Source organism: Dysgonomonas sp. 216, from assembly GCF_010501065.1.
GTDB lineage: Bacteria > Bacteroidota > Bacteroidia > Bacteroidales > Dysgonomonadaceae > QVMM01.
The window spans coordinates 56,653-79,926 of sequence record NZ_QVMM01000001.1 but is presented as its reverse complement, the minus strand read 5'-3'; the positions used below and the strand labels follow the sequence as shown (position 1 = coordinate 79,926).

Here is a 23,274-nt window from a genome sequence, read left to right as displayed (position 1 = left end):
CGGAAAATATATTTACTAATAGCTTTATTTTGAACCCAAATATAGGAAAAACATTCCTATTATAATGAGCATCAGATCGAGGACTTTCCCTTTTAAGTTTTTTTCATGGAAGAACATAACCCCTCCGGCAAAGGACACAACTACCGAGCCCCGGCGTATCATCGAAATAACCGAGATCATGGCATCGGGGTCGGTTAAAGCGTAGAAGTAAACAAAGTCGGCTATGGTAAGGAATAACGAGACTAAAATGATATTCCAACGCCATGTAAATGGAGTGTTGTTTTTTCGTTTAGGATACCACAAAACAATTAATACAACCAGCATCATGAGGCATTGATACGAATTGTACCAAAACTGTACGGCGGTCGAACTTATTCGTTGCATCAGGTATTTGTCGTACAAGCCACTGGCTGCACCTAGCACCGAGGCTAGGAATATGAAAAGTATCCATTTATCGCGGCGAAAATTTATTCCTTCCTTTTTGCCTGTGGCCGATAAGAGGAATACCGAAACTATTGTGAGCAGAACACCTATCCATTGGTACAAATTCAATCGTTCGCCAAATATGAGTAATGCACCTACCAAAACCATTACGGGGCGGGTTGCGTTAATTGGTCCGGTAATAGTTAAGGGCAAGTGCTTGGTGGCAAAATACCCGAATATCCAAGACGATAAAACCAGCGCCGATTTTACGATAATATATAAATGCTGTTCTATTTCGATAACGGGAACATAAAAAACGGAACTGTCTGCCGAAAAACCTCCAAAGCGGGATATTAAGAATAATGGCAGAAAGAAAAGTGTACAAAAAAGCGTGTTGAAAAATAATACAGGTATAACGGCATTGTTATTAACCGATAATTTTTTATTAATATCGTAACACCCAAGAAAAAAAGCCGAAATAAAGGCGAGTAATAACCACATGTTGTAATTTTATTTTTGAATATCTTTTATATCTGCATTATAACCAACTTCTTCGAGGTATAATGCGTGACCGGGAACAGATATTCCTGCCGAGCATCTGTTCTGTTCTTCAATTATTTGCCTGAAATCGGTTTCGTTTAATTTGCCTTTACCAACGTCGATAAGTGTTCCGACAATGGCTCTGACCATGTTTCGTAAAAATCGGTCGGCTTTTATTGTGAAAATATATTCGCTTCCGTTTTTTAACCAAGAGGCTTGCATTATCTTGCAATTATTGGTTTTTACATCGGTGTGCAATTTGCTGAAACTTGTGAAGTCGGTGTAATCGAATAATGCGTTTGCACATTTATTCATTGCTTCCAGATCGAGCTCTCCTCTCATCCTGAAATGGGAGTCTTGTCTGAACGGGTCTTTTTCAGTAACAACATAATATCGGTAAAGCCGATAAGTTGCATCGAAACGGGCATGAGCATCGTTTTTTACCTGTTCTATTTTTTTAATGGCAATATCGTTCGGTAGGTAACCGTTCAGCCTGTCGGTTAAATTATGAACATCGAGTTCCTTTATTTCAGAGTCGAAGTGGGCAACCATCGTTCGTGCATGTACTTTTGCATCGGTACGCCCTGCTCCCACAATGGGTGTGGAAACTCTCAAAATAACAGAAAGGGCATCTTCTATTGTTTGTTGAATTGTTGTCCCGTTAGGCTGTGTTTGCCAGCCATTATAATTAGTGCCGTTATACGACAAATACATGAAATATCTTTTCATACGACGATTTTATCTGACTGTAATATGGAAACAGGCCTGCTTCTTTTCATGTTTTATATAACACTTGTTGCGCTCGCGCAGGTTATGCAGAACTTGTCCGAGTACAAGTTTTAGTTGTTCGTTGCTTATCCGGCTCTCGTTGTAAGGATTTATTTTTTCGAATCGTTTCCACGATATATCAAATGTTGTTCCATAGCAATGTGCCGAATTATCACTGGCGTTGTAATTTCGCTTTGTCAGTTTTTTTATGTCTTCGTCGGTGCGTGTTACACTCGTTAAAATCAGCTTATGAAGTGGAATGTTTTTGCTGATAAGAGAATCTCTAAAATCGGAGCATATTTCAATAAACAGGTCGGCGGCTTTGGGTACAAGGTAGGGTACCGAATGTGTCAGGTTATCTGTTTTATATAAAGGGAGCTCACTTGGTATTCTGACTAGTTTTTCTCCTCTCTTTATTGTGTCGCTTCTTAATGCCATTGGGATAATCCCGTTTTTCTTTGCAGCATCGGTATGTAAATCGTGTAAATCGTTAAATGTTTTATTGTAATTTCCCGAAAAACGGGTTGTTTTTACATTCTCTTTTTGAGAAGCAGTTGAGGGCTTTTCTTCATGCTTTGTACATGCACAAAATGCTATTTGTACAAATAGTACAAATGTGGTTATATATATAATTTGTTTTTTTATCATTAAGCTTATTAATATTTATTCTATTTGTATAGAATTACTCCTCGTTTAAAGTGTTCTCAAAGGCCTTTAATTTCAAAACCTGACAGTTCTGACAGGTTTAGCCCCTCTGTATCTCCCCATTGGGGAGACTTTTGTTCTTTAATTATGTTGCAACTGTGCGGAATCACAGATTCCTTGCATTTCTTTTGCCTCATGCCGCAAAATGAACGAAGGCAAGCATCAATAAGATGCGCGGCAGTAAACAACTGAATAATTTAAAAGAACACTTATTCTGTCAATATAGAATTATGCATGGCGTAAACCCCACTATAAAACCTGTTATTTCAAAAACCTGACATACCTTACAGTATTTACTGTTTTGTTTACCTCTGATAAATAACAGAAAACTGATAAAACCTGACAGATTTGGACTGAATTTTGCATTTTTGAAAATAACTAGCTGTTTTGGTAAATAACTATGCTCATATATAGATAAATAGCCAGAGAAAAGATATTTTCTTTATGCCGAATTTCAATTTGGATGCAAAGGTACAAAAAAAGAGGGTTAGCTTAAAAGTAACCCTCTTTTTTACGTTTTATCTTTTTTAGAATTTCATACCTATTCCTGCCATAAAATTAAAACCCAGATGAGTGTAACCTACCCAAGTCTCATATTTTTGGTTCAATACATTGTTTAATTCAGCATTTAATGAAATCCAGTCGACAATTTGGAAACTTCCCCGAAGGTTAACTTCATTAATGTTTTTCATTTTTTTAAATTCGTTTCCGATTAATGTTTTACGCCCGTTTGTTAGGTGGTAATTAGCCGAGATTGTTAATGCCTCTATCGGTTTTATATCGGCATTAAAATCTAATGTTAGTTCGGGTAAATTCCCGATTTTCTCTTTTCCAACCGCATATCCCTGATAATCGGCGTATTCTATTTTATGTCCATCATAAAAATATTTTATCACTTTGGCCGATAAATCTGTGTGAGGAATAAGGCTGGTTTTTATTTGCCCACCTATATGACTTGTCGATAAATCATAATATCCGGGAGTAGATACATTTCCCCACGATCCGGTCTGCCCTATAATATATACAATACTCTCTCCATATATCATATGTCCTCCATTCACGTAAAAATGCTCGTCCTTAGTTTTTTTGTATCCGCCAAATATATCAAGTTCAAAACCACTGATAACAGCTGATGCTATCCCCGCTTTCAAATCAAATGGAGTTCTCGAATAAGCTACTCTTGATCTCATATCTACATACCTATTCTCTCGCATTATCTGCAAATAAGTGTTTTCGTTTATGCCCCCTGTTACATTTGCGTAAAATTTAGTTTTGTCGGCAAATATCCAGTCTAATTTAAGGTCGGGAGCAACCACAAGTTTGTTTTTATTGTCGATCGCATAATCGGTTTTTACTCCTAACTTCAAAAAGTAACTATCTCCTTTGAAACTGATGTAAGGGTTAAGACTGGCTTTTGTTAGACTGTGAAAATAGTCGTCCTTATCTAAACCTGCGTTTTCTATAAATTTGACTTTACTGAAACTTTGGTTCATGATATTCATGTTTATACCTACAACCTTGTCGGCTCCAAAAGGAGCAGCAACGTCAAATTTTCCTTCTATAATATTACCTTTCGGTCCATCGTCTTCGATATTTGGTCCGTATTTTGTTGAGAATATATTGAATTTAATGGCTGCATCGTATATAAACTCATTGCTATCGGTCGATTTTAGTCCTGTGCCAATACTGAAGTTGTTTAAACTTTGTTTTTTATTAATATTGAAATTATCCGGATTACGCATGAAAGGGCTTCCGTAATAGTTGAATCCTGTGTTTTCATATCCGGCTAATAATCGCCATGCTATAAGCTCGAAATTATGTTGATACTTGGCGTTAATAAGCAGATCAGAATATTTCGCTTTAACCTTTTCGTCTGAATTTTCGAGATTAATTTTTCCGCTGAGGTTATTGAAACGGGCAAAAACATCGAGCTCGTCAGTGTTTGTATCCAATATTCTATAGCCAAAGTCTGTATTTATTTGGGCGTGGCTTCCTGCTCCGAAATTGAAATAGCCTCGCTTTTTGCTGAAATCTATATCCGTCATAATATCGCCTGCTCCTGTGTCTTTTATCCTGTATTGAGTGAAATTAATAGCAGGGCGGCTGGTCTCGTATTGTAAATTAACGGGTTTCACAACAGGCTCGTGAACAGCCGGCAGGGTGTTTATTTTGCTTGCATCCTGTAGGGTAGGGGCAAACTCTTTTTCGAGCAAAATCTGACGGTTGAGCGTCGTATCTTTGGCTGCTGTTTGTTGTGCACTTGCAGTGATGGAAAGTGGCAGTACTATTGCAGCTAATATAGTCGATTTATATATTGTTTTCATCATTATATATCTTTTTGGGAGTATATCTTAGTTATTTAAACGTTCCTTTAATGCTTCTTTTATATCTGCTTCGCTTCCTTTATAATTTGCATTCAGGTTTTCGAGATATTGATTGGCTTGGAAATCTTCGCCTTTAGCCCTGTAACTGTCTGCTAAAACTATAATAGCTTTTGCCATCCAATATTCGTGTGGGGTACCTTGTTTTACAAATCCCATAACCTGTTCAATAGTTTTATCGTATTGTTTATTGCTGTAATATGAGTTTGCTAACAGGTATTGAGCTTCTGCGCCGAATACATTACGGGTGTCGCGAGCGAGTAACTGCAAATCGCTTAAGGCGGCTTCGGTTTGGCTTGTATTTATTCTCGATTTAGCCCTGTAATACAGCGCTTCAATAGCAATGTCGGGCGATGTTTTCTGATTGTTTAATAACTCCGAGGCGGCACTAATAACTTCGTTGTCTCTGTTCATTTGCGAAGCACTTCGCAACATACCAAGTTGAGCTACATTTTTGTTGTCGGCATTAGATGCAACCTTTCCGAGGTGGCTATATGCTTCGTAGGCTGCGGTATAGTTTTTTCTGTCGAACTCAATTCCCGATACGTATATAAGCGCGTCGTCGAGGTATTTGCGGTTGTTCGATCGTATTACGTAATTGAAATCTTCGAGAGCCGATTCTTTATTCCCTCCTTCAAAGGCTATAACACCCAGATAATAGTGAGCATCGCTTGAGAATGTTCCGTTCGGATACGATTGTAAATAATTTGCCATTGCAGTCCGTGCCTTCGGTTTACTGTCTTTCATGTAAATGCTTTCGGCAGCAAGAAACGATAAGGAATCCTGACGCGAGGCGGTAATAACTATTCCTGTACCTAAAGAGTTTACGTATGAGGCGTAACCTGGAATATCGTTTATGTCACGGTAAACACTTTCGAGACTTTTTATCGAAATACGGGATTCTTCCGAATTCGGGAAGTTCGAAATTACGCGCTTGTAAGCTTCTATCGATTTGTTCGGATTGTTTGCGTTAAAGTATAGTTGTCCGAGCTGAACTCCTGCCTCGGCAACAAATGGCGATTGAGGGTATTCGGCTGTAAGTTTTTCAATAGCCCTGATGGCTTCGCCCTCTCTTCTCATCATAACCAAAGCCTTACTTTTTTCGAATAAAGCATCATCTTGATATTGCGAATTAGGATATTTGGTCATCATGCGGTCGAGTGCCGATATTTTCCCCGCATAATTGCGTTGCAATCCCATAACAAAAGCATTCTGAAAATCGGCATAATCTGCATCTTTCGGATTAGCTGTTGCAGCTTGTGCATAATATTTTTCGGCCGAAGAAAAGTTTCTGTTGTACAGGTAACAGTCGCCTATACGGTTAAGTGCGTCGGCATATGTTGCATTGCTGCGCATCGTTTCGTTTCCTACATATTTGAGGAAACTATTAAGTGCACCGGTATATTGTTTCATTTGGAAATGTGAATATCCAAGGTTGTAATATGCTATGGCATAATTTACATCGGTTGAATGTGCATTAGATACATACGTTTGATAATCTCGTGCGGCAGCTTGGAAATTACCTTGACGATATGCAATTTCGGCACGCCAAAAGTGTGATTCGTTGCGAGCCTTGGGGCTGTAATTGCCCATATTTATCGAGGCGTTGAAGTTATTGTTCGCAGCCTGATAGTTGTTATTGATGAAGTCCTGAGTACCCAAACGGAATAGTATGAGCTGTTTTGCTTCGAGTATCTGTTGTCCCGGAGACTGTATTTCGTTGATAGCGTTTAATGCTGCGGTGTAGTCTTTTGTTGATAAGAAAGACGATGCAAGAATGTCGTATATCTGGTTGCGGTATTTTGATTGCGGATACTCTTTTAAGAAGCGTTGAAATACGGTAATCGATTCGCCAAAAATAGATACGGATGTTTGATGTGTAAGTAAAGCATAATTAAACAGAGCAGCTTCGCGCGTTGCCGGATCGAAGTTGACCCGTGATGCCGCTTCGAAAGCCATTAGCGCATTTTGGTTGTCAGTCAATTTCAGATAGGCTTGTCCTAACTCCATATAAGCAGCCTGTCCAAGTAAATCGTTTGTTGAGGCTACGAGTTTCAGCGCATCAACCGATTTCTGATAGTTTCCAATTTGATAGTACGAAGATCCGAGCAAATACATGTCTTCGCGCATGGGCGAAGATTCGAGCGACATGTACCTTTCGTATTTTTGAATAGAGCTGTTGAGATCGTATTTGCGGTTGTAACTGTTTCCTAACATACGGTATACTTCGCCTGTGTTTTTGTTTCGCGGATAGTTGCTGATGTATGTTTCGCCTTCTTCTATCGTTTTATTTAAATCGTTGCGCAAAAAATGTGCTTGTGTTAACAAAAACGAAGCTTCTTCCCTGTACTCGGAACGATTCTTTAATTTTTCGAGAACCGGAAGAGCCTTGTCGTATTCTCCGTCCTGAAAATCAATGTAAGCAAGATAATAGTTCGCAGGATCGGCGTATTTTTTACTGTTATGGGTCAAAGCTTTGAACAGATGTTTTGAATTGTCTCTTCTGTTGCTTTGAAGCCCTGTATATGCCATACGGTAAGCATAGTCTTCTTGTTCGCCCGGAGAGAGATAATTTACATCGGTTTGATCGAGCCAGTATAATGCTTGTTGCCAGTCTTTTTTGTCGAAGCATATCGATCCGATGTAAAAATTAATCTGGTTGGCATGATAAGTTTCGGGATGAGCTTCGGCAAATTCCCGTAACTTGGTTTCGGCTTTTGGGCTACCTTGCAGGTATAGGCAACTAACAAGCATATAGTCGGCTTCGACGTTTAATTTTTCGTCAGTCGAATATTTTTTGAATTCGTTTAGCGAATGTATACTACCAGTGTAGTTTTTATCGATAAACATTTCTTTTCCCTCGGTGAAGTATTTCAGGGGATTTTCGTTTTTTACTGTTTTTTGAGCATAGCCCGATAGGGTTCCGGCAGATATGCACAATGCTAAAAGCAGTTTTTTCATACTTTATATTTATTTGTTTCTTAGAATTGACAATTTTTTATTTAATATGTCGGAGGATAGAATTTTTTCTATACCTAATTTAACCGACTTTAGTCCGAAAAGTTCAGGTTTAATCTCCGAAAGTTTCATGAACTCGAGTTTTGCTACATCGTCGTCTGCTTTTAAAGAGTAAGCCCCCGATAAAAGGCAAACAAAAAACATGTCGATGGTATGTACCTCAAATCCAGAATAAACGTATATGTTTGGTAGCGAGAAAAGATATTTCGGATTGGTTATATCCAGCCCTGTTTCTTCTTTAACTTCACGAATAACGGCTTGTTCTGCTGTTTCGTCCATGTCGACAAAACCACCGGGCATATCTAACGTGCCTTTTGCCGGTTCGTGAGCACGGGTTGCAACTAATAATTCGTTGTTATCGTTGACGATTAAAGCAACAGTGGCGCCACATGAGTTAAAATAGTAGACAAATTTGCAGTCTTCGCATTTTTTCGATTTGAAGTTGTTCTCGATGAAGCGGACTGAGCCGCATTTGGGACAGTATTTAAACTGTGAGAGTGGATGCATCCTACTTTTGTTATTATTAAGGTTTTGACCGTTGTTTACGGTGGATTCTTAAAATAGCAAAATTAACTTTTTATTTTGAATATTATTTGTCGTCTTCGAAGTCAAATCCTAAAAAAGGTATAAAAAAGAGGCTTATTTCTTTAACAGGTCTAAAAGTGATGGAATTTTCCTGTACATCTTGTTTTATAAGTTGTTGGTTTTTGTCGAAGGCGATGGTTATATTCAATAATATGCTGACAATAACCAGCCATTTTGCAACCGAAAAAATGCTTCCTCCCAAGCGGTTGATGAAGTTGATTTTTATAACCTTGAAAAATCCGTCTATTAATTTGCCCATTATCGCAAAAACAATGATGATGAGGATAAAGGCTATGGCAAATGACAATGGTGCAGCTAGTTTGTCGGGTATATCGACAAGCTGTTCGAGAAAGGGATATACATATACTGCAACTTTTCCGGCAAAGAATGCTCCAGCAATAAGACCTACTAAAGATGCCAGTTGCATGATAAATCCCGACACGAATCCGCTAATAGCCGATGCGATGACAATAAAGAATATTAGGAAATCGAACCATGTCATGTCTTTCAGATGTTTTGTTGTGTATATATAAACAACAAAAGTAAGAATTATTTTTAATCCTTACTTTAGCTATTGCCTAAGCAATAATATCTTTACAGGCTATTATTTGCTGTACTCGTCAGAAACCGAAAGTTTAGCTCTTCCTTTTGCTCTGCGCGAAGCAAGCACTCTGCGTCCGTTAGCGGTAGCCATTCTAGAGCGAAAACCATGTTTGTTTTTTCTCTTTCTGTTCGATGGTTGGAACGTTCTTTTCATTGCTTTATATTATTATCGTTATTATTTTCTGTTTCGAATCGGGTTGCAAAAGTAGGTAGATTATTTTATAATTCCAAAAATATTACGATTAAGTTCTTAAATTTTAGAAGGGTTCTTTTAATTTTTTTTCTATAATGCCTTTTAGGGATAGTGTACAATTTGAAAAATGACGTAATAAGATGTGTAGGGTCTGAAAAAAACTTCTTACTTTTGGTATTTAATTCATTTATTGAATCTTGACCAAAACTAGATATGGAGTATTCTATAAAAAAAATAGAAACGGATGAGGACTCGTTGATTGAGATTACCCGTTTTTTGAAAGAGACTTTTCCGAAGAACGAAAAATTTACACTCGATTTTATACGGTGGCAGTATGCCGAAAATCCTTTAGGTGCAATGGAAGGCTTTAATGCTTGGGACAACGGACGTATAGTGTCGCACTTTGCGGCTCTGCCCATCGAGTTAAACCTGTTCGGAGCGAAACGTAAAGGGTTGTTGTGCATAAATGTGTCGACAAACATAAATTATCGGGGTAAGAAGTTGTTTACCGTCTTAGGAGAAAAAACTGCTGAATACGCTGCTGAAAACGGATTCGATTTTATGATTGCGGTTCCTAATGCAAACAGTTCTCATGGCTTTCTTAAGTATTTTGGGTTTTATTTAATATCTCCATTAACAGTAAAGCTTGGTTTCGGGAAAAATATTTATAAAAAAACTGACTTTAATTGTTATAAAACATGGGATGAGGCTCAATGGAATTGGCGCTTGAAAAACCCAGCAAATAAGTATTGTTACGATGCGGCAGGAATAGTAAAAACTCCAATATCCTTTTTTGCACAAACATTATCGAAGGCTCAATTATCTGATGTAATATCAAAATCGGTGTCGGAAAGTATTGGCTTACGTCCGTTAAATCTCTATATAGGTTTAGGCGCCGATACTTCGGGTGGTTTTTATTTTAATATGCCTTCGTTTGTGAAGCGTCCGCCGTTTAATTTGGTGTTTAAGGATTTAACAGGTAATATACCTCAAATAAATAAAGATGATATTTTTATTCAATTGATAGATTTAGATACTGTATGAAAAAAGCAGGACAAATAAATATACTAACTTTCGATATAGAGGAGTGGTATCACTTCGATATTTTTTCGACCGAAGATACGTGGCTCAATTATCCGTCGAGGGTCGATTTATATTTACCGCGTGTATTGGATAAGTTGGACGAGTTGAATACTAAAGCTACATTTTTCTGTTTGGGTTGGATTGCCCGTACATATCCCGATGTGTTGAAACGAATACGCCAGAGAGGGCACGAAATTGCTTGCCATAGCGACAAACATTTTTTTGTGAGGGAAATGACGCCCGAGTCGTTTAACGATGACTTACGAATGGCATTAGACAGTATAGAAAATGTGACGGGCGAGAAGGCTGTGTCGTTCAGGGCTCCGGCATTTACTATTTCGGAAGATGCGACATGGGCTTTTGAAGTGTTGGCGCAAAATGGAATTGAAAGCGATTGTTCGATATTTCCCACAACCCGAAGTTTTGGAGGGTTCCCTTCTTTTGGAGAGGCTGTTCCAACACTGGTGAAATATAAAGATTATACGTTAAAAGAGTTTCCCATTAACACGGGCGAAGTGCTCGGAAAACAGTTTGTGTTTGGTGGTGGCGGATATTTCAGGCTGTTTCCGTACCGGCTTATTAAGCGGTTGATGAATAAGTCGGATTATAACATGACTTATTTGCATATGCGTGATTTCGATTACGAACAACCTCGGTTTAAGCACTTGTCGGGAATGCGCTATTTTAAGTCGTACTACGGAATAAAGGGGGCTTACCCTAAGTTCGAAAAAATGCTGACCGACTATAAATGGATAAATGTGGAACAGGCTGTGCAGCAAATAAACTTTGAAGAGGTTAAGCAAATAACTTTAACCTGAAGAAGATAAAAAATAACAACCGGAAAATGTCTGATGTTTTCCGGTTGCCAAAGTCCACATTTGAGAATAAAGAATACACCTTAAGTATTGTGAGTTTTGGAACTTAGCTATTTGTGTTTTTAGCTTCGTTCAATATCTTTTTTTTGTCTTCTTTGTACCTGTTGTTTAGATCTTTTAGTTTTTTCAACGATTCGTCATCAAGCTTTCTTTCCATTTTAGGGTTTCTTTTGCCTGCAAAGGGTTTATCGCCTTTTATATTTTGAGGTCTTTGCTTTCTAAATTCTTCACGCTTTGCTTTTTGCTCAGGGGTAAGAATCTGATCTATCTTTATTTGTCTTTCCGAAGCTAAAGCTTTGCGTTTAATTTTATATTCTTCTCTTAATTCCTTAATCGAGTTTTTTTGTGTTTCGGTTAGGTTTAAATCCATGCGAGGTTTTGAAGCCCTGTGTTGAGCCTGCATTTTTCCTTTACCTCTATTCATTCTTTGTCCTGATTCTTTGTTCTTTTTAGCGTCTCCGTCTCGCATTTTGCGATTGCTGGGGCGATCTTTGCGCATTTTCTCCCATTTTTCTTGTTGTTCGGGAGTAAGCACTTCTTTTATTGCTTTTTGGTGCTCTTCTCTGATGGCATTTCTTTTTGTTTTTCTATCGCTATCATTGAGCTTTTTGTCGTCGTTTATTTTTTTTGCTTTGTCTCTGAAGTCAGTTCTTAAAGCATCAATCTTTTTTTGTTGCTCTTCGGTTAAATTCAGTTCTTTAGTCATGTTGTCGTTTCTCTGGCGTTGCTTTCTTTCTTGTTGAGAAACACCGGCAAAAGAAGCAGATGAAATTCCTGCAAGAATAAATATTAACAATAATAACTTTTTCATAACTTGTTTTTTATCTGGTTTATATTCGGTTAGATAGAATATTTTATAAAAGGTTTAATCGGAAATATTTTTTAACTAAAAACTTTTGTTTAGATAGATTTGTGTTTGGTTTGCTGTTAAATATTTTGTTGAACATGAAAAAAAAATTAAATTTGAAAAGTGTGTGATAATATTCAACAAAACATAGATGGACAAATTATATTATATTGAACTGGACGAACAACAGTACGGGCCTTATACATTAGGGCAGGTGAGGAGTTTCGGTTTATTGCCCGATGTGTTGGTTTGTGTGCCATCGGTTGGTGATGAATGGAAGCAAGCTGTTGAGTATGACGAATTGAAAGATTTATTTTAACTGTTTAATAACAAACTAGGATAGGTTTAATATTTTAAGACATGAATAACAAGATATATATTCCGGTGGGGCGTTTTGCCGATGATGAGGCTTTGAAAAAGAAGCGCGAGGAGTTAAAGAAAAAATTGCTTGAAGGACAGAAAATCCCAATCGGGACAGACGGAAATGTGACAGATGATAGCGGACAGAAGGGTATTGTGATTCCTCCCGGAAAGCTGGCTGATGATGAGGCTTTGAAGAAAAAACGTGAGGAATTAAAGAAAAAATTGCTCGAAGGACAGAAAATTCCAATCGGGACAGACGGGAATGTAACGGATGATAATGGTCAGAAAGGCATTGTAATTCCTCCCGGAAAATTGGCTGTTAGTCAGTGGTACGATCGCGATCCCGGATTGTTGGAAGCCGAGAAGGCTGCAATGCAACAGGCTTTCCCTGGATTTGAACTCGATAAACTGGACGATGGACGTTTCGCGTGGGTAGGCAGTTTGAATATTGGTTGCTTGGGCGATAACAAGTGGCATATAATGGCTATTTATAACAACAACCATCCGCAACAGGTAATGGGTAGTTCGGTTAGGGTATATTTGGTTGAACCCGATATTGACGAACTGATAGGCGATTTAGGGTGGCAACCAACCCATCTGCTACGCGATAGTAATAATCAACTATATTTGTGTACGGCTGAGGCCGACAACGTTAAGGCAGGTAAGCAGGTGTCGTCAGCGGCATCGGTTATAGCATGGGCGGTAAAATGGCTAATGGCTTTCGAGTTGGTGTTGTCGGGCGACCTGTCTAAAGAAGCATTTAACCAACATCGTGGCATATAATAAAATAATAAGCAAATGAATAATAGTTGCCACACTGTTGTTTTCTCCGATAAAGCATATAATGCAATCGTAAACGAAAGTTTTAGAAAAGAACCACTCGAAACGGGTGGTATTTTATTGGGGCATATTCTTGATAATGGAATATGGATTGTAATGGAGGTTTTGCCTCCCGGATGGAATTCTGTTTTCCAATTCGCATATTTTGAGTACGATGAAAAGTTTGTAAATTATCTGGCCCAGTCTGTGGCTTCGGAATACAAACACGAACTGAGTTTATTGGGCTTGTGGCATCGTCATCCGGGGAGCATGGACTCTTTTTCGGGTACGGACGATGAAACAAATGCTGTTTTTGCAGGGCTGAATGAAAAAGGTGCAATATCGGGGCTTGTAAATATCGATCCTCGCTTCAGATTGACAATGTATCATGTATCGTCTCCGTTAAAATACGATAGGGTAGAGGTTGCTGTTGGTAATGACCTTATTCCCGAAGAGTATTTTGAGTGGAAACATTTCCCGGAAAAGGGCTTAAGCCCTGAGTGTGAGATGCAAAAAAATCCGATCAAAAAAACTTTGTCGAACGATTATAAAGCAGAGAGAGTGACAATAAAAACACAATCAGGTGTTTCGGAGTCGGGGTTGAAGACGTTTGTGCATCCTAAAGCTTTGTTTGCTCTAGTTGCATTTTTGTGTTTGCTACTTACTTTTTTCTTAGGTTATTCCGATTATAAGCTGAAAGATAAAGTATCGGAATTTAAAGTTGCCTATAAACTCTTAGGATTTGGGGATATTGATATTACTTCTGCCGAAAAAGACTCGTTGATTGAATTGTATACAATTTCTTTTGATAAGGAATATAAGTTACCCACTCTGGATGATTTAATTGTAACCAAACGCGATTCGGTGCTGTACGATAGATATATTGATATTAATATGAGAGGGTTTATAATAGACTCGATTAAAGCCCGCGACTCACTTAATGTTCTGTATCTGGAAAAATTATCGGTCGATCATAAAGATAAAGCGAGAAAAGAAAGTATTGCAAAACAATTGCAAGCCGAAAAAGATAATATTAGTGTTACGAAGAATAATGACTACAAAAGAGTTGTGAAATATTCTATTTTGGGTGTATTTGTATTGTTCTTATTGTCTATTCTAAATGTGTTGTTCCCAACCCGATGGGTATATGAGCGGATGTGGTTGTTTACCTTGATGGCGCTGTTCTTGTCTGCCGGAGCTTGTGCTTTTATTCCCGAATTATCGTATAATGGTATCGTGTTTTTCAGTTCGTTCTATTGGGGCGTGTTTATATTCTTATTGTTATCCTTAATAGCTTTGCAGGTTGTTCCGGCTGTAATCGATTGGATGGAAAAGAAGAAACAGGAAGCTAAGGATAAAGAATTGGCCGGGCAACAGGTTAAATACTGGTTTCAGGCGAATCCCGATTTGTATAAGAAAGAAGTTCAGGCTATAGCATATCATTTTCCCGATGCCGAGCAGTCGGTTGACGATGGGGTGTTGTCCTTTGTTGTTAAATATCAGACTAATATATTGTGGCATATACAATTGGCTTATGATCGTCATTATAATAGTAAACATGGAGGGTTGAGAGCATATATAATATCGCCCGACCTGAAGGATATAGTGTTTAAAAATCGGATAGACTTGCCATATATCAATATTGATGAAGTTGGGGAACCTTACATTGATGTAACGCGCGAAATGCAGGAGGAACTTATCAGTGGGGTTTCGGCCTTGGAAGGAGCTTTAACATGGATAAATAGCTTTGAAAAGTGGAATGCCGGGCTAATTGGGTTGATAGAGTTCAAATTGAGATAGTATGGTGCAATATATATATCTTTTATTTGTCTCTTTGTTGCCGGTAGTTCTTATACTCGTATTTGTGTATAAGAAAGATAAATACGAGCAGGAACCTTTACCTCTCTTGTTAACGGCCTTTGGTCTGGGGGCGTTAACTGCGCCTGTATTACTTATAGTTTACAAGGGGCTCGAAGCTGTTGGTCTTGGTATAACAGTAGACGACCCAGTTTTAAGCTCGTTTTATACAGCTTTTGTGCAAGCCGCTATTCCTGAGGAATTTGTAAAATTTGCTGTTCTTTATTTATTGATATGGAATAGTGCAGAATTTAATGAACGTTTTGACGGAATAATTTACTCCGTATTTGTGTCGTTGGGATTTGCCGCAGTCGAAAATGTCTTGTATGTTCTGAATGGAGGCGTTGGCGTGGGTATCGGCCGTGCTCTGCTGTCTGTACCCGGGCATGCTTTGTTTGGTGTTGCAATGGGGTATTATTTCTCTTATGCACGCTTTGTGCCCGAACATAAGAATAAATATCTTTGGCTATCGTTTGGCGTTGCTGTGCTTTTGCATGGTGTTTACGATGTAATTTTGTTTTTAATGAGTAATCTGTCAGATACTCATTTGGAAGCTATACCTCTGTTGTTCTTAATGTTTGCCGGATTTGTGGTATTCCTTTGGTTTCAAGGCTTTAAGAAAATAAAAAAATTGTCTTCCGATTTTTATTTTTCGGGTATACCCGAATCGGAAGTAAAAGAGTATAGGAGAAAAACTCGTAGCATTATTCGTATTATGCCTGCACAAAGGGTACACAATTTTGCTGTTAATTGGTACGATGTAACACCACAACTGCTCGAAGCCGAAAAGGCTGTCATAGAGGAGGTTTTTCCCGATGCTGTATATATGAAAGAGAACGGGATTGTTAGCTTTGTGGTAAATATAAACAGTGCAACACCTTGGACTATACAGCTTGTTTATGCCCGTAATTACAGGGTAATGCCTGAAATGCTGAGGGTATATGTTTTATTTCCGGATCTTAACGATCTGATTAAAATATCAGGCAGTCTACCTTATACAATGGTCGATTCGGCAGGCTGTTATTTTCTGAATGTTTCGTGGAAAGGTAAAACATCAGGAGCCCAAACTTTGCAGAATGCAGTGCGGTGGATATCTCTATTCGAAAAGTGGGTGAATGGTGAAATTGATATAGAAGAATTTAAAATCTAAATATACATAATGGCAAAGCTATTGATGCGTAAGCGTAAACCTACTGTTAGTTTTCCGGCCGAATTAGAGTCGGAAAAGATTCTAGGTAAGTTTTATGGCATATATATTGATACTACAAACTATTATAATATAATATCTTATCTTCATCCTGATAATAATTTTCCTGAAGTTAAATGTATAGGCGAGATATTTGGGGCGAAACCAGAAGAACTGCCAACGGAAGGTCAATTATATGGTTACTTTGAAGCAAATGAACTTTGTTTTATAGATGCAGATGGAAAAAAATGCAAGAAAGAACCATATTCATTGAAATTAGATATATTTTCGAGAAACACGGGGATTCTTGAGTCTGATATTATGTTGAAAAAAGGAGCAATGTTTATCGGATGCGGTTCGGTAGGCAGCCTTTTTGCCCTAGAGTTAGCGAGAGCAGGAGTCGGCCGTTTTTTGCTTATAGATAACGATATATTTGCATACCATAATATAAGCAGGCATCAGTGTGGTATTTTAGACGTCGGGAAACTTAAAGTCGATGCCCTGAAAGAACGCATATTACAAATTAATCCGAAGGCCGAAATTGTTACTCAGGCATGTACGGTGCAGGAGGTGCCGTTGAGTGTATTTGATTCGTTTTGCGATAAGAACACAATAGTAGTTGGAGGTGCCGATAATCGGGAGGGAGATTTGTATGCCAATCAGATTGCGAAGGAAGTAGGTATGCCGTTAATGTCGGTTGGTTGTTGGGAAAGGGCCTTTGCCGGAGAGATATTTTATTGCTTGCCAACCGGAATGCCAGATTATTCCGACCTGATGTATGCAATCGGAGGCTTATCGGGGAGGGTAAACCAGAATAAAAAGTTTTATACCAATGAGGAAGATTTGGAAAAGGCTATATTTGAACCGGGAATCTCTGTCGATATAAACTTTGTAACAACAATAGCAGTTAAGTTGGCTTTAGATATACTGAACATAGACAACGATCGGTATACGCCACGTTTAATAAATAATTTGTCACAATTTACACTAGTGTGTAATACTAATAACCCGAAAATAGGAGGCGATAATGCCGAGATATTTTCTTATCCACTACAAGTAACAACAAGTATTGAGGTGCCTCGTGCTCCAGTAATTAACGACAGCGAAGAATAATTGAGGATGGTAAAAATAAACGAATACGGTGAAATAATAAGAGATAAAGACCCAAATGAAATAAACAGGGAAAATCTCGAACTTTCTGCTGCCGATATATTGTGGATTATATTGGGCAATATTTTTTCGTTCTTTACGGTAGGTATCTTTTTATTCTTCCTGTATAAATTAAGAGGATATAAAGAACGTGCGAAACAATCGGGGGCAACTACTCTTATTTGTATACTGATTGTTGTTACTATAATAGTAATTACAAAATTGTGAAAAAGAATATCGGATAATTTTTTTTCGTGTAAAAAATACATTTTATAAAATCGAATATTATCTTTGCGTAGTCCTGACGCTTTATTGTTGATAAAGAAGAAGTGGAATAATGCCAGAAAAACTCAAATTTGTTTTTTGTCATCGGATGCCCGAACGCTCATTTTTTTTTAGAGGGAAACAATTTCCGGTTTGTGCAAGATGTACGGGTGTCTATATGGGGTATTTGTCAATAATACCTTTTGCTTTTAGCTTGATATCCATTAATTTTTGGTTTTCATGTTTATTATTATTGCCAACTGTTGTTGACGGATTGACTCAGGCATATTGTAAAAGAGAAAGTAATAATTTTATACGCGTAACGACTGGTTTTTGTGCCGGTATAGGGGCAATGTCCATAATGTCGATAATCGGTGAAAGTATTGGTTTCTTTGTTCTGGAGATAATTAGATAGAAAATATAAAATAGTAATATTTGTTTTATGGAGTGTTTGGATGGTCAGGAAGAGGTGAAAGTTGCAGAAATAGCAGCGGTGGTCGAAGGATCTCATTATTATAATGTTCGTCATAAAGCTCGCAGAATGAGCTCGAAACGCTTGCCGGAACATCTTATTTTGATATCATTTTTTATACCCGTTTTTGGCTTGTTTCTTTTTTTCCTATACCTGAACAGAGCTCCACGAAAGGCGAAAACGGCTCTTAAGTCATTCTTTTATGGCTCCTTTTTTATATTATTGGTTTTTATAATCAATGTAACTCTTTCAAGCTCTGATGTTGCATAATTTCTCTATCTTTGTGGAGAATATTGAAGATGTATGGATAATTACGAAGAGGAAGATAAACGTGATGATATAGATGCGGGCTTAGCAGTATTATCTTATTGCTTGCCTATAGTTGGTGCTGTACTTTATTATATAAATAAAGACGATTATCCCGAAAAGTCGAAAATGGCATGTATATCGGCTATAGGTGGAGCCGTGTTTATTATAGCTCTCTTTGTAATTATAACTGTAATCAGGCGTGTTTGATAGTTGTTATTGATCTTCACAAAGTTTATCCGTGTAAAGGATGCCTTGAAGATGATCGAACTCGTGCTGGAAAATAACTGCAACAAAGTTGTCTTGCCTGCTGTGTCCGTATAATTTTTCTCGAATTAACTCCCCTTTTTCATTTATGTATTCTACTTCGATCCAAGGATAGCGCATCGAGTCGCCGCTTTGTCCCGGTACTGATAAACAGCCGTCTCCGTCGAAACATATAAGTTTATCTGCATGGTTTAGTATACGTGGATTTATAGCAACAGCAACAGGTTCATCCGGTAAATCTATTCGAACAAATAGGAAAATATTTTTCATTATTCCTACTTGTGGAGCGGCTAACCCAACTCCCATTTCTTCATCCAGCGTAACTTTCATTCGCTCGATAAGTGTATTTAAAAGAATGGAATCTACATCTATATCAATATCTTCCGATTTTGTTCGAAGTTGTATCTCCTCTTCCTCATTATAAACGCTCAAAACCTTGAATGGCGTATTTAGGGTGTTGCTGTTTATTATAATTTTTTCTTTTTCTGTAAATTGTGCCATTGCTTTGTTCGTATACATGGCTGATATAGCCATTATTAATAAAACGATTTTAAAATATATGTGCATCATAAAATAACAACAAGGAGTCAAAGATAGTTTATTTATTATCAGAAATAATGCTTGTAAGGGCTATAGCTTTTGTTTTTTACAGAAAAGATGTATCTTTATGCTTTAAATTAACCCAAAACCTGATTAAATTATGAAGTATTTATTAACTGTATTTGCCGCTTTTTGCCTGATTACTTTTTCGTTTTCAAGCTGTGGATCTAAGTCTGATAAAGATAAAAATGGCACAGATCAAGACAGTACAAGAAGAGTAACACCCGGAACTTATTGCAACGAAGAGTATAAATTCTGCATCAAATATCCGGCTGATATGATGATTCCTCAAGGCGAATTTGATGGAAAAGGACAAGAGTTTTTGTCGACAGACAGCCTTTGTACATTGAGAGTTGCCGTTGGAAATCTTGACGGAACAATAACAAGAGATAATGCAACTATAAAAGATGCATACGAAAAGGATATTGCTAACGAAAACTTCGATATAAGTTACAAAGCATTCAATACAACCAATTATATAATAATGGGGGTTGTTATTGGTAGCAAGACTGTTTTTTATCAAAAAACTATTTTGAGTAATGGCGAGATTGTAACCGGTATTCTTAAATATGAAAGCTCGGTTAAAGATATTTACTATCCAATGATTGAGCCAACTTTCAAATCATTCAAATAAGAGATTAAACTATAGCAATAGTGTAAAAGCTATTTCCTAAAAAGGGAATAGCTTTTTTTTGTTTATATAAGTGATGCTGAACCACAAAATAACCTTATTGAACGATTTATCCCCCTTTGTCTAATATTCAAATTATTTTCTTTGTATTAAAATGGATTAAAAGAGAATTTGATAACCATGAATAAATAAAGACATTTAACCTATGAAGAAATTATTTACATTCTTAGCTATTTATTTATGCTCTGTTAGTTTTATTGGGGCATACACTTTTAGCGATTCGGATACTTACGAAGGTGCAGTAGTTACAACAAAGGGGGCTTGGTGTTGGTTTGCCGATCCCAGAGCCACTCATTACGAGAATGAAGAGGGAACCATAAATAAAACATATATTGGTTATATAGATGTTCACGGAAATATAAAAGCTATGCAATACGATTTTCTGACAGGAATAACCAGCGAGGTTTTAATAAGGTCGTATTTTCAACCAGACGATCATAACAATCCAACATTTTTGGTATTGCCTGACGAAAGAGTTATGATATTTTATTCGAGACATACCGATGAGGCTTGCTTTTATTATCGTATTTCGCAAAAACCGGGAGATATAACAACTCTTGGTGCAGAGAAAAAACTTATAACTTCGCACAATACCACTTATCCGTCTCCCTTTATATTATCGGACGATCCCAATCATATATACTTGTGCTGGAGGGGTATAAACTGGCATCCTACAATTGCACAGCTTAATATTCCTGACGAAGATGATAATGTTGATTTTACATGGGGACCTTACCAGATAGTACAGTCGACAGGTGCTCGGCCTTATGCAAAATACGCGTCTAACGGAACGGATAAAATATTGATGACCTATACAACGGCTCACCCTGATAATCAGAATCCGAATTATGTTTATTACAATTATATTGATGTAAATACTTTAGAATTAAAGGATGTAAAAGGAAAAGTGTTATCAACTATTGCTAATGGAACACATAGTGTTAGTGCTACAAGTACCTATGCTAATGCAAATCCTGAAGCAGTTGTTGACAATGCGTCGTATCGCGACTGGGTATGGGAAGTTATGGAAGGCTACAACGGTGCTCCTGTTGTAGCAATGGTGCGTATAAATAGTGGCAAAACTTCGCACGATTATTATTATGCTAAATGGACAGGTACTGAATGGAAAAAAACATTCTTAGCAAACGGAGGCGGACATTTCCATCAATCAGCAGGCCTCGAAATGTGTTACAGTGGGGGAATGGCTATTGATAAGAATAATGCCAATGTTATGTACTGTTCTGTGCCCGTTACAGGTGATAACGGAAAAGTATATGAAATAGTAAAGTACACGGTAAATGCAAATGGCGAGCTTGAAAATACTGAGCAAATTACTAAAAATTCGACCAAGAATAATATAAGACCTTACGTTATTCCGAACTCTAAAAATTCGGATTTGAAATTGACTTGGATGCATGGAGATTATTATGACTGGATTGTTAGTTCGACCAGACCATTGGGCTATCCTACAGCTATACATTGCGATTATGAGCATCCTTTAGGCTCCATAGATTTAGACGGAGGACTTTTGGTTAACGAACAGTTTGACGGAGAGGTGCAAGGTACTGCAGAAACAGATAAAGGGGTATTGTTGTCAACCACTACTACAAATGCTGTTCTATCGGCACAAAGCACAGGCGCATTTTCTATAGTTCTTTCTCCTTATATTTATAAAGGAGCATATAAAGGGAACATCCTTGCATTTGGAGATATAACATATTCGCTGGATGAGAATACGGTAAAACCTGTAATTACTGTTGGTAATGTAAAATATAATAGTTCTAACTTGTTGGGAAATTCCGATGTGTGGAAAACTGCTAATAGGGGTACAGGCGGCGAATGGTATACTCCAACTAAATTCGAATTTTTCAATCTTGCAATCACTTACGATAACGGAGTGCTTCGGACTTATATAAACGGACTTATAGACCAATATGTAGAGATCGAAAATCTTTCCTTAAATGATGTTTCTGTCGGTGGATTTATCGGTTGGGTTGAAGATTGTCGTGTATACGACAGGGCTTTGAATCAGAATGAAATAAAATCGTTGTCGGAAATTACGACTACTTATGTTTTAGATTCCAGCCTTCCGGCAAAAGCTGATATAGAAGCTTTGGAAGTTCCTCGGTATGTGTACAGCGATATTGTTCTGAAAGCTAAAACGGTTGCAGGTTCAGCTGTAAGTTGGACTTCAAATAATACAAATGTTGTGTCGAACACAGGACTTGTTACACTTCCGGTTTCAGCCACAGCGGTTCGGTTAATAGCAAAGATTGGAGACCTTGAAAAAACGTTTGATGTAACAGTGATGCCCCGAAATATAGAAAACAATAAGGTGTTGTTTTACGAATTTGAGACCGACGATTTGTATACAAAAGATGGAGTGAATTATGTAGCTGATAAATCGGGAAACGGAAATGATGCAACTGTTTACGGTAGCGCTCAAATTGACGGGACTCTTAATATGACGGCAAATACGGCTTCGGGGTTTTTTACAAATGGTTATGCTATGGCTCCGAATGGGATTATTGACGATATAAGAAGTTATACTTTTATACTAACCGTACATCCTGTTCACTTAAATAAACAACCTCGTTTGTACGATTTCGGCTCGGCCTCTTCCAACAGTCTTTTGGGCAGAGGAAGTGCTCTTACTGCAGGATATAAGTATAACGGAGGATCAACAGTGCTTATTAATTCGAACAAACAGTTAGAGTCGGGAAAAGAATCGAAGGTGGCTTTTACGTTTGATGCGAAAACAAAAACCACAAAAATATATGTGAACGGCACAATGACTGCATCTTCTACTGCAATTACCCGCGAACCGTATGAGCTTTGTGGTGTTGCAGCAACAAAGCGGAACTATATAGGACGTACGCAATGGTGGGATTCGGGTGTAGCAGGCGATAATATCGATTATTGCGGAACTATTGATGATTTTAAATTATATAATATAGCTTTAACCGAAGAGGAAATTAATAAATCGGAGGTTGCTATAACACCCGATATAGTTTCTTCGTCATTCTCGTTATATCCTAACCCTGTTAAGGTTAATGGAAGTGTGGAGATAAACTGTAATCTGAACGAAGTGCAAAAAAACAACTTACAGGTAGAGCTTGTAAATGCGTTAGGCGAAGTTGTTCGGTCTATAAAACCTTCAACGTATCCTGTGGTTATTGATAACCTGACTCAAAAAGGTGTTTATCTGGTAAAGATAACAGATGGTATACAAAATGTGATAACAAATAAACTTGTAGTAAATTAATATATCCTACTAGT

23 protein-coding genes are annotated in these 23,274 nt (G+C 37.6%); 13 read left to right on the top strand and 10 right to left on the bottom strand.

Annotated elements, in window-relative coordinates; genetic code table 11:
- Positions 1-24: 24 nt before the first annotated feature.
- The 8 genes from D0T53_RS00360 to rpmH form a co-directional block, all read right to left on the bottom strand.
- Complete coding sequence (locus D0T53_RS00360; RefSeq protein ID WP_163263929.1) at positions 25-924, bottom strand: DMT family transporter; 900 nt, start codon at positions 922-924, stop codon at positions 25-27.
- A gap of 9 nt (positions 925-933) precedes the next feature.
- Positions 934-1,692, bottom strand: coding sequence for a tRNA pseudouridine(38-40) synthase TruA (truA, locus tag D0T53_RS00355; RefSeq protein ID WP_163263928.1), 759 nt, complete (start codon positions 1,690-1,692; stop codon positions 934-936).
- Between the two features lie 9 nt (positions 1,693-1,701).
- Entirely contained in the window at positions 1,702-2,379 is a 678-nt protein-coding gene (locus tag D0T53_RS00350; RefSeq protein WP_221411475.1) for a DUF5715 family protein, read from the bottom strand.
- A gap of 584 nt (positions 2,380-2,963) precedes the next feature.
- Positions 2,964-4,763: a hypothetical protein gene (locus tag D0T53_RS00345; RefSeq protein WP_163263926.1), complete on the bottom strand. Its 1,800-nt coding sequence runs from the start codon at positions 4,761-4,763 to the stop codon at positions 2,964-2,966.
- Between the two features lie 24 nt (positions 4,764-4,787).
- A complete protein-coding gene (locus D0T53_RS00340) occupies positions 4,788-7,778 on the bottom strand; it encodes a tetratricopeptide repeat protein (protein WP_163263924.1) in 2,991 nt (996 codons plus the stop codon).
- Positions 7,779-7,787: 9 nt separating this feature from the next.
- Positions 7,788-8,342 (bottom strand): NUDIX domain-containing protein, encoded by a 555-nt coding sequence (locus D0T53_RS00335; RefSeq protein ID WP_163263922.1) that lies wholly within the window; start codon positions 8,340-8,342, stop codon positions 7,788-7,790.
- An 82-nt stretch (positions 8,343-8,424) separates the two neighbouring features.
- Entirely contained in the window at positions 8,425-8,922 is a 498-nt protein-coding gene (locus D0T53_RS00330; protein WP_163263920.1) for a CvpA family protein, read from the bottom strand.
- Between the two features lie 102 nt (positions 8,923-9,024).
- Positions 9,025-9,177 (bottom strand): 50S ribosomal protein L34, encoded by a 153-nt coding sequence (gene rpmH, locus D0T53_RS00325; RefSeq protein ID WP_163263918.1) that lies wholly within the window; start codon positions 9,175-9,177, stop codon positions 9,025-9,027.
- Positions 9,178-9,429: 252 nt separating this feature from the next.
- Between rpmH and D0T53_RS00320 the strand changes: the two genes are divergently transcribed.
- Both D0T53_RS00320 and D0T53_RS00315 read left to right on the top strand, forming a co-directional pair.
- The gene (locus tag D0T53_RS00320; protein ID WP_163263916.1) at positions 9,430-10,260 is read left to right on the top strand and encodes a GNAT family N-acetyltransferase; all 831 of its coding nucleotides are present in this window, start codon (positions 9,430-9,432) and stop codon (positions 10,258-10,260) included.
- The gene (locus D0T53_RS00315; RefSeq protein ID WP_163263914.1) at positions 10,257-11,117 is read left to right on the top strand and encodes a polysaccharide deacetylase family protein; all 861 of its coding nucleotides are present in this window, start codon (positions 10,257-10,259) and stop codon (positions 11,115-11,117) included. Before D0T53_RS00320 ends, D0T53_RS00315 begins: the two co-directional genes overlap by 4 nt.
- Positions 11,118-11,220: 103 nt before the next feature.
- Here D0T53_RS00315 and D0T53_RS00310 read toward each other — a convergent pair whose 3' ends face one another.
- Complete coding sequence (locus tag D0T53_RS00310; protein WP_163263912.1) at positions 11,221-11,985, bottom strand: Spy/CpxP family protein refolding chaperone; 765 nt, start codon at positions 11,983-11,985, stop codon at positions 11,221-11,223.
- A gap of 187 nt (positions 11,986-12,172) precedes the next feature.
- Between D0T53_RS00310 and D0T53_RS00305 the strand changes: the two genes are divergently transcribed.
- The 9 genes from D0T53_RS00305 (at position 12,173) to D0T53_RS00265 (ending at position 18,647) form a co-directional block, all read left to right on the top strand.
- The gene (locus tag D0T53_RS00305) at positions 12,173-12,340 is read left to right on the top strand and encodes a DUF4339 domain-containing protein (protein WP_163263910.1); all 168 of its coding nucleotides are present in this window, start codon (positions 12,173-12,175) and stop codon (positions 12,338-12,340) included.
- A gap of 41 nt (positions 12,341-12,381) precedes the next feature.
- Complete coding sequence (locus D0T53_RS00300; RefSeq protein WP_163263908.1) at positions 12,382-13,167, top strand: hypothetical protein; 786 nt, start codon at positions 12,382-12,384, stop codon at positions 13,165-13,167.
- A 15-nt stretch (positions 13,168-13,182) separates the two neighbouring features.
- Positions 13,183-15,003 (top strand): Mov34/MPN/PAD-1 family protein, encoded by a 1,821-nt coding sequence (locus D0T53_RS00295; RefSeq protein ID WP_163263906.1) that lies wholly within the window; start codon positions 13,183-13,185, stop codon positions 15,001-15,003.
- Position 15,004: 1 nt separating this feature from the next.
- Positions 15,005-16,210: a PrsW family glutamic-type intramembrane protease gene (locus tag D0T53_RS00290; protein ID WP_163263904.1), complete on the top strand. Its 1,206-nt coding sequence runs from the start codon at positions 15,005-15,007 to the stop codon at positions 16,208-16,210.
- A 9-nt stretch (positions 16,211-16,219) separates the two neighbouring features.
- Complete coding sequence (locus D0T53_RS00285) at positions 16,220-17,359, top strand: ThiF family adenylyltransferase (protein ID WP_163263902.1); 1,140 nt, start codon at positions 16,220-16,222, stop codon at positions 17,357-17,359.
- A 6-nt stretch (positions 17,360-17,365) separates the two neighbouring features.
- Positions 17,366-17,623 carry a hypothetical protein gene (locus D0T53_RS00280; protein ID WP_163263900.1) on the top strand — a complete coding sequence of 86 codons (258 nt, stop codon included), beginning with the start codon at positions 17,366-17,368 and terminating at the stop codon, positions 17,621-17,623.
- A 109-nt stretch (positions 17,624-17,732) separates the two neighbouring features.
- The gene (locus D0T53_RS13690) at positions 17,733-18,074 is read left to right on the top strand and encodes a DUF2085 domain-containing protein (RefSeq protein ID WP_163263898.1); all 342 of its coding nucleotides are present in this window, start codon (positions 17,733-17,735) and stop codon (positions 18,072-18,074) included.
- A gap of 27 nt (positions 18,075-18,101) precedes the next feature.
- Positions 18,102-18,401 carry a hypothetical protein gene (locus D0T53_RS00270; protein WP_163263896.1) on the top strand — a complete coding sequence of 100 codons (300 nt, stop codon included), beginning with the start codon at positions 18,102-18,104 and terminating at the stop codon, positions 18,399-18,401.
- 33 nt (positions 18,402-18,434) lie between these two features.
- Entirely contained in the window at positions 18,435-18,647 is a 213-nt protein-coding gene (locus D0T53_RS00265) for a hypothetical protein (protein WP_163263894.1), read from the top strand.
- A 6-nt stretch (positions 18,648-18,653) separates the two neighbouring features.
- On the opposite strand, the gene def is transcribed toward D0T53_RS00265, so the two are convergent.
- Complete coding sequence (def, locus tag D0T53_RS00260; RefSeq protein WP_163263892.1) at positions 18,654-19,205, bottom strand: peptide deformylase; 552 nt, start codon at positions 19,203-19,205, stop codon at positions 18,654-18,656.
- Positions 19,206-19,404: 199 nt separating this feature from the next.
- Between def and D0T53_RS00255 the strand changes: the two genes are divergently transcribed.
- Positions 19,405-19,938, top strand: coding sequence for a hypothetical protein (locus D0T53_RS00255; RefSeq protein WP_163263890.1), 534 nt, complete (start codon positions 19,405-19,407; stop codon positions 19,936-19,938).
- 202 nt (positions 19,939-20,140) lie between these two features.
- Positions 20,141-23,260 carry a BNR-4 repeat-containing protein gene (locus D0T53_RS00250; protein WP_163263888.1) on the top strand — a complete coding sequence of 1,040 codons (3,120 nt, stop codon included), beginning with the start codon at positions 20,141-20,143 and terminating at the stop codon, positions 23,258-23,260.
- Positions 23,261-23,274: the final 14 nt, after the last annotated feature.

Excerpts from the sequence above, each read along its gene's own strand:
- D0T53_RS00360 (WP_163263929.1), bottom strand. The coding sequence starts at position 924 with ATGTGGTTATTACTCGCCTTTATTTCGGCTTTTTTTCTTGGGTGTTAC.
- truA (WP_163263928.1), bottom strand. The coding sequence starts at position 1,692 with ATGAAAAGATATTTCATGTATTTGTCGTATAACGGCACTAATTATAAT.
- D0T53_RS00350 (WP_221411475.1), bottom strand. The coding sequence starts at position 2,379 with ATGATAAAAAAACAAATTATATATATAACCACATTTGTACTATTTGTA.
- D0T53_RS00345 (WP_163263926.1), bottom strand. The coding sequence starts at position 4,763 with ATGATGAAAACAATATATAAATCGACTATATTAGCTGCAATAGTACTG.
- D0T53_RS00340 (WP_163263924.1), bottom strand. The coding sequence starts at position 7,778 with ATGAAAAAACTGCTTTTAGCATTGTGCATATCTGCCGGAACCCTATCG.
- D0T53_RS00335 (WP_163263922.1), bottom strand. The coding sequence starts at position 8,342 with ATGCATCCACTCTCACAGTTTAAATACTGTCCCAAATGCGGCTCAGTC.
- D0T53_RS00330 (WP_163263920.1), bottom strand. The coding sequence starts at position 8,922 with ATGACATGGTTCGATTTCCTAATATTCTTTATTGTCATCGCATCGGCT.
- rpmH (WP_163263918.1), bottom strand. The coding sequence starts at position 9,177 with ATGAAAAGAACGTTCCAACCATCGAACAGAAAGAGAAAAAACAAACAT.
- D0T53_RS00320 (WP_163263916.1), top strand. The coding sequence starts at position 9,430 with ATGGAGTATTCTATAAAAAAAATAGAAACGGATGAGGACTCGTTGATT.
- D0T53_RS00315 (WP_163263914.1), top strand. The coding sequence starts at position 10,257 with ATGAAAAAAGCAGGACAAATAAATATACTAACTTTCGATATAGAGGAG.
- D0T53_RS00310 (WP_163263912.1), bottom strand. The coding sequence starts at position 11,985 with ATGAAAAAGTTATTATTGTTAATATTTATTCTTGCAGGAATTTCATCT.
- D0T53_RS00305 (WP_163263910.1), top strand. The coding sequence starts at position 12,173 with ATGGACAAATTATATTATATTGAACTGGACGAACAACAGTACGGGCCT.
- D0T53_RS00300 (WP_163263908.1), top strand. The coding sequence starts at position 12,382 with ATGAATAACAAGATATATATTCCGGTGGGGCGTTTTGCCGATGATGAG.
- D0T53_RS00295 (WP_163263906.1), top strand. The coding sequence starts at position 13,183 with ATGAATAATAGTTGCCACACTGTTGTTTTCTCCGATAAAGCATATAAT.
- D0T53_RS00290 (WP_163263904.1), top strand. The coding sequence starts at position 15,005 with ATGGTGCAATATATATATCTTTTATTTGTCTCTTTGTTGCCGGTAGTT.
- D0T53_RS00285 (WP_163263902.1), top strand. The coding sequence starts at position 16,220 with ATGGCAAAGCTATTGATGCGTAAGCGTAAACCTACTGTTAGTTTTCCG.
- D0T53_RS00280 (WP_163263900.1), top strand. The coding sequence starts at position 17,366 with ATGGTAAAAATAAACGAATACGGTGAAATAATAAGAGATAAAGACCCA.
- D0T53_RS13690 (WP_163263898.1), top strand. The coding sequence starts at position 17,733 with ATGCCAGAAAAACTCAAATTTGTTTTTTGTCATCGGATGCCCGAACGC.
- D0T53_RS00270 (WP_163263896.1), top strand. The coding sequence starts at position 18,102 with ATGGAGTGTTTGGATGGTCAGGAAGAGGTGAAAGTTGCAGAAATAGCA.
- D0T53_RS00265 (WP_163263894.1), top strand. The coding sequence starts at position 18,435 with ATGGATAATTACGAAGAGGAAGATAAACGTGATGATATAGATGCGGGC.
- def (WP_163263892.1), bottom strand. The coding sequence starts at position 19,205 with ATGGCACAATTTACAGAAAAAGAAAAAATTATAATAAACAGCAACACC.
- D0T53_RS00255 (WP_163263890.1), top strand. The coding sequence starts at position 19,405 with ATGAAGTATTTATTAACTGTATTTGCCGCTTTTTGCCTGATTACTTTT.
- D0T53_RS00250 (WP_163263888.1), top strand. The coding sequence starts at position 20,141 with ATGAAGAAATTATTTACATTCTTAGCTATTTATTTATGCTCTGTTAGT.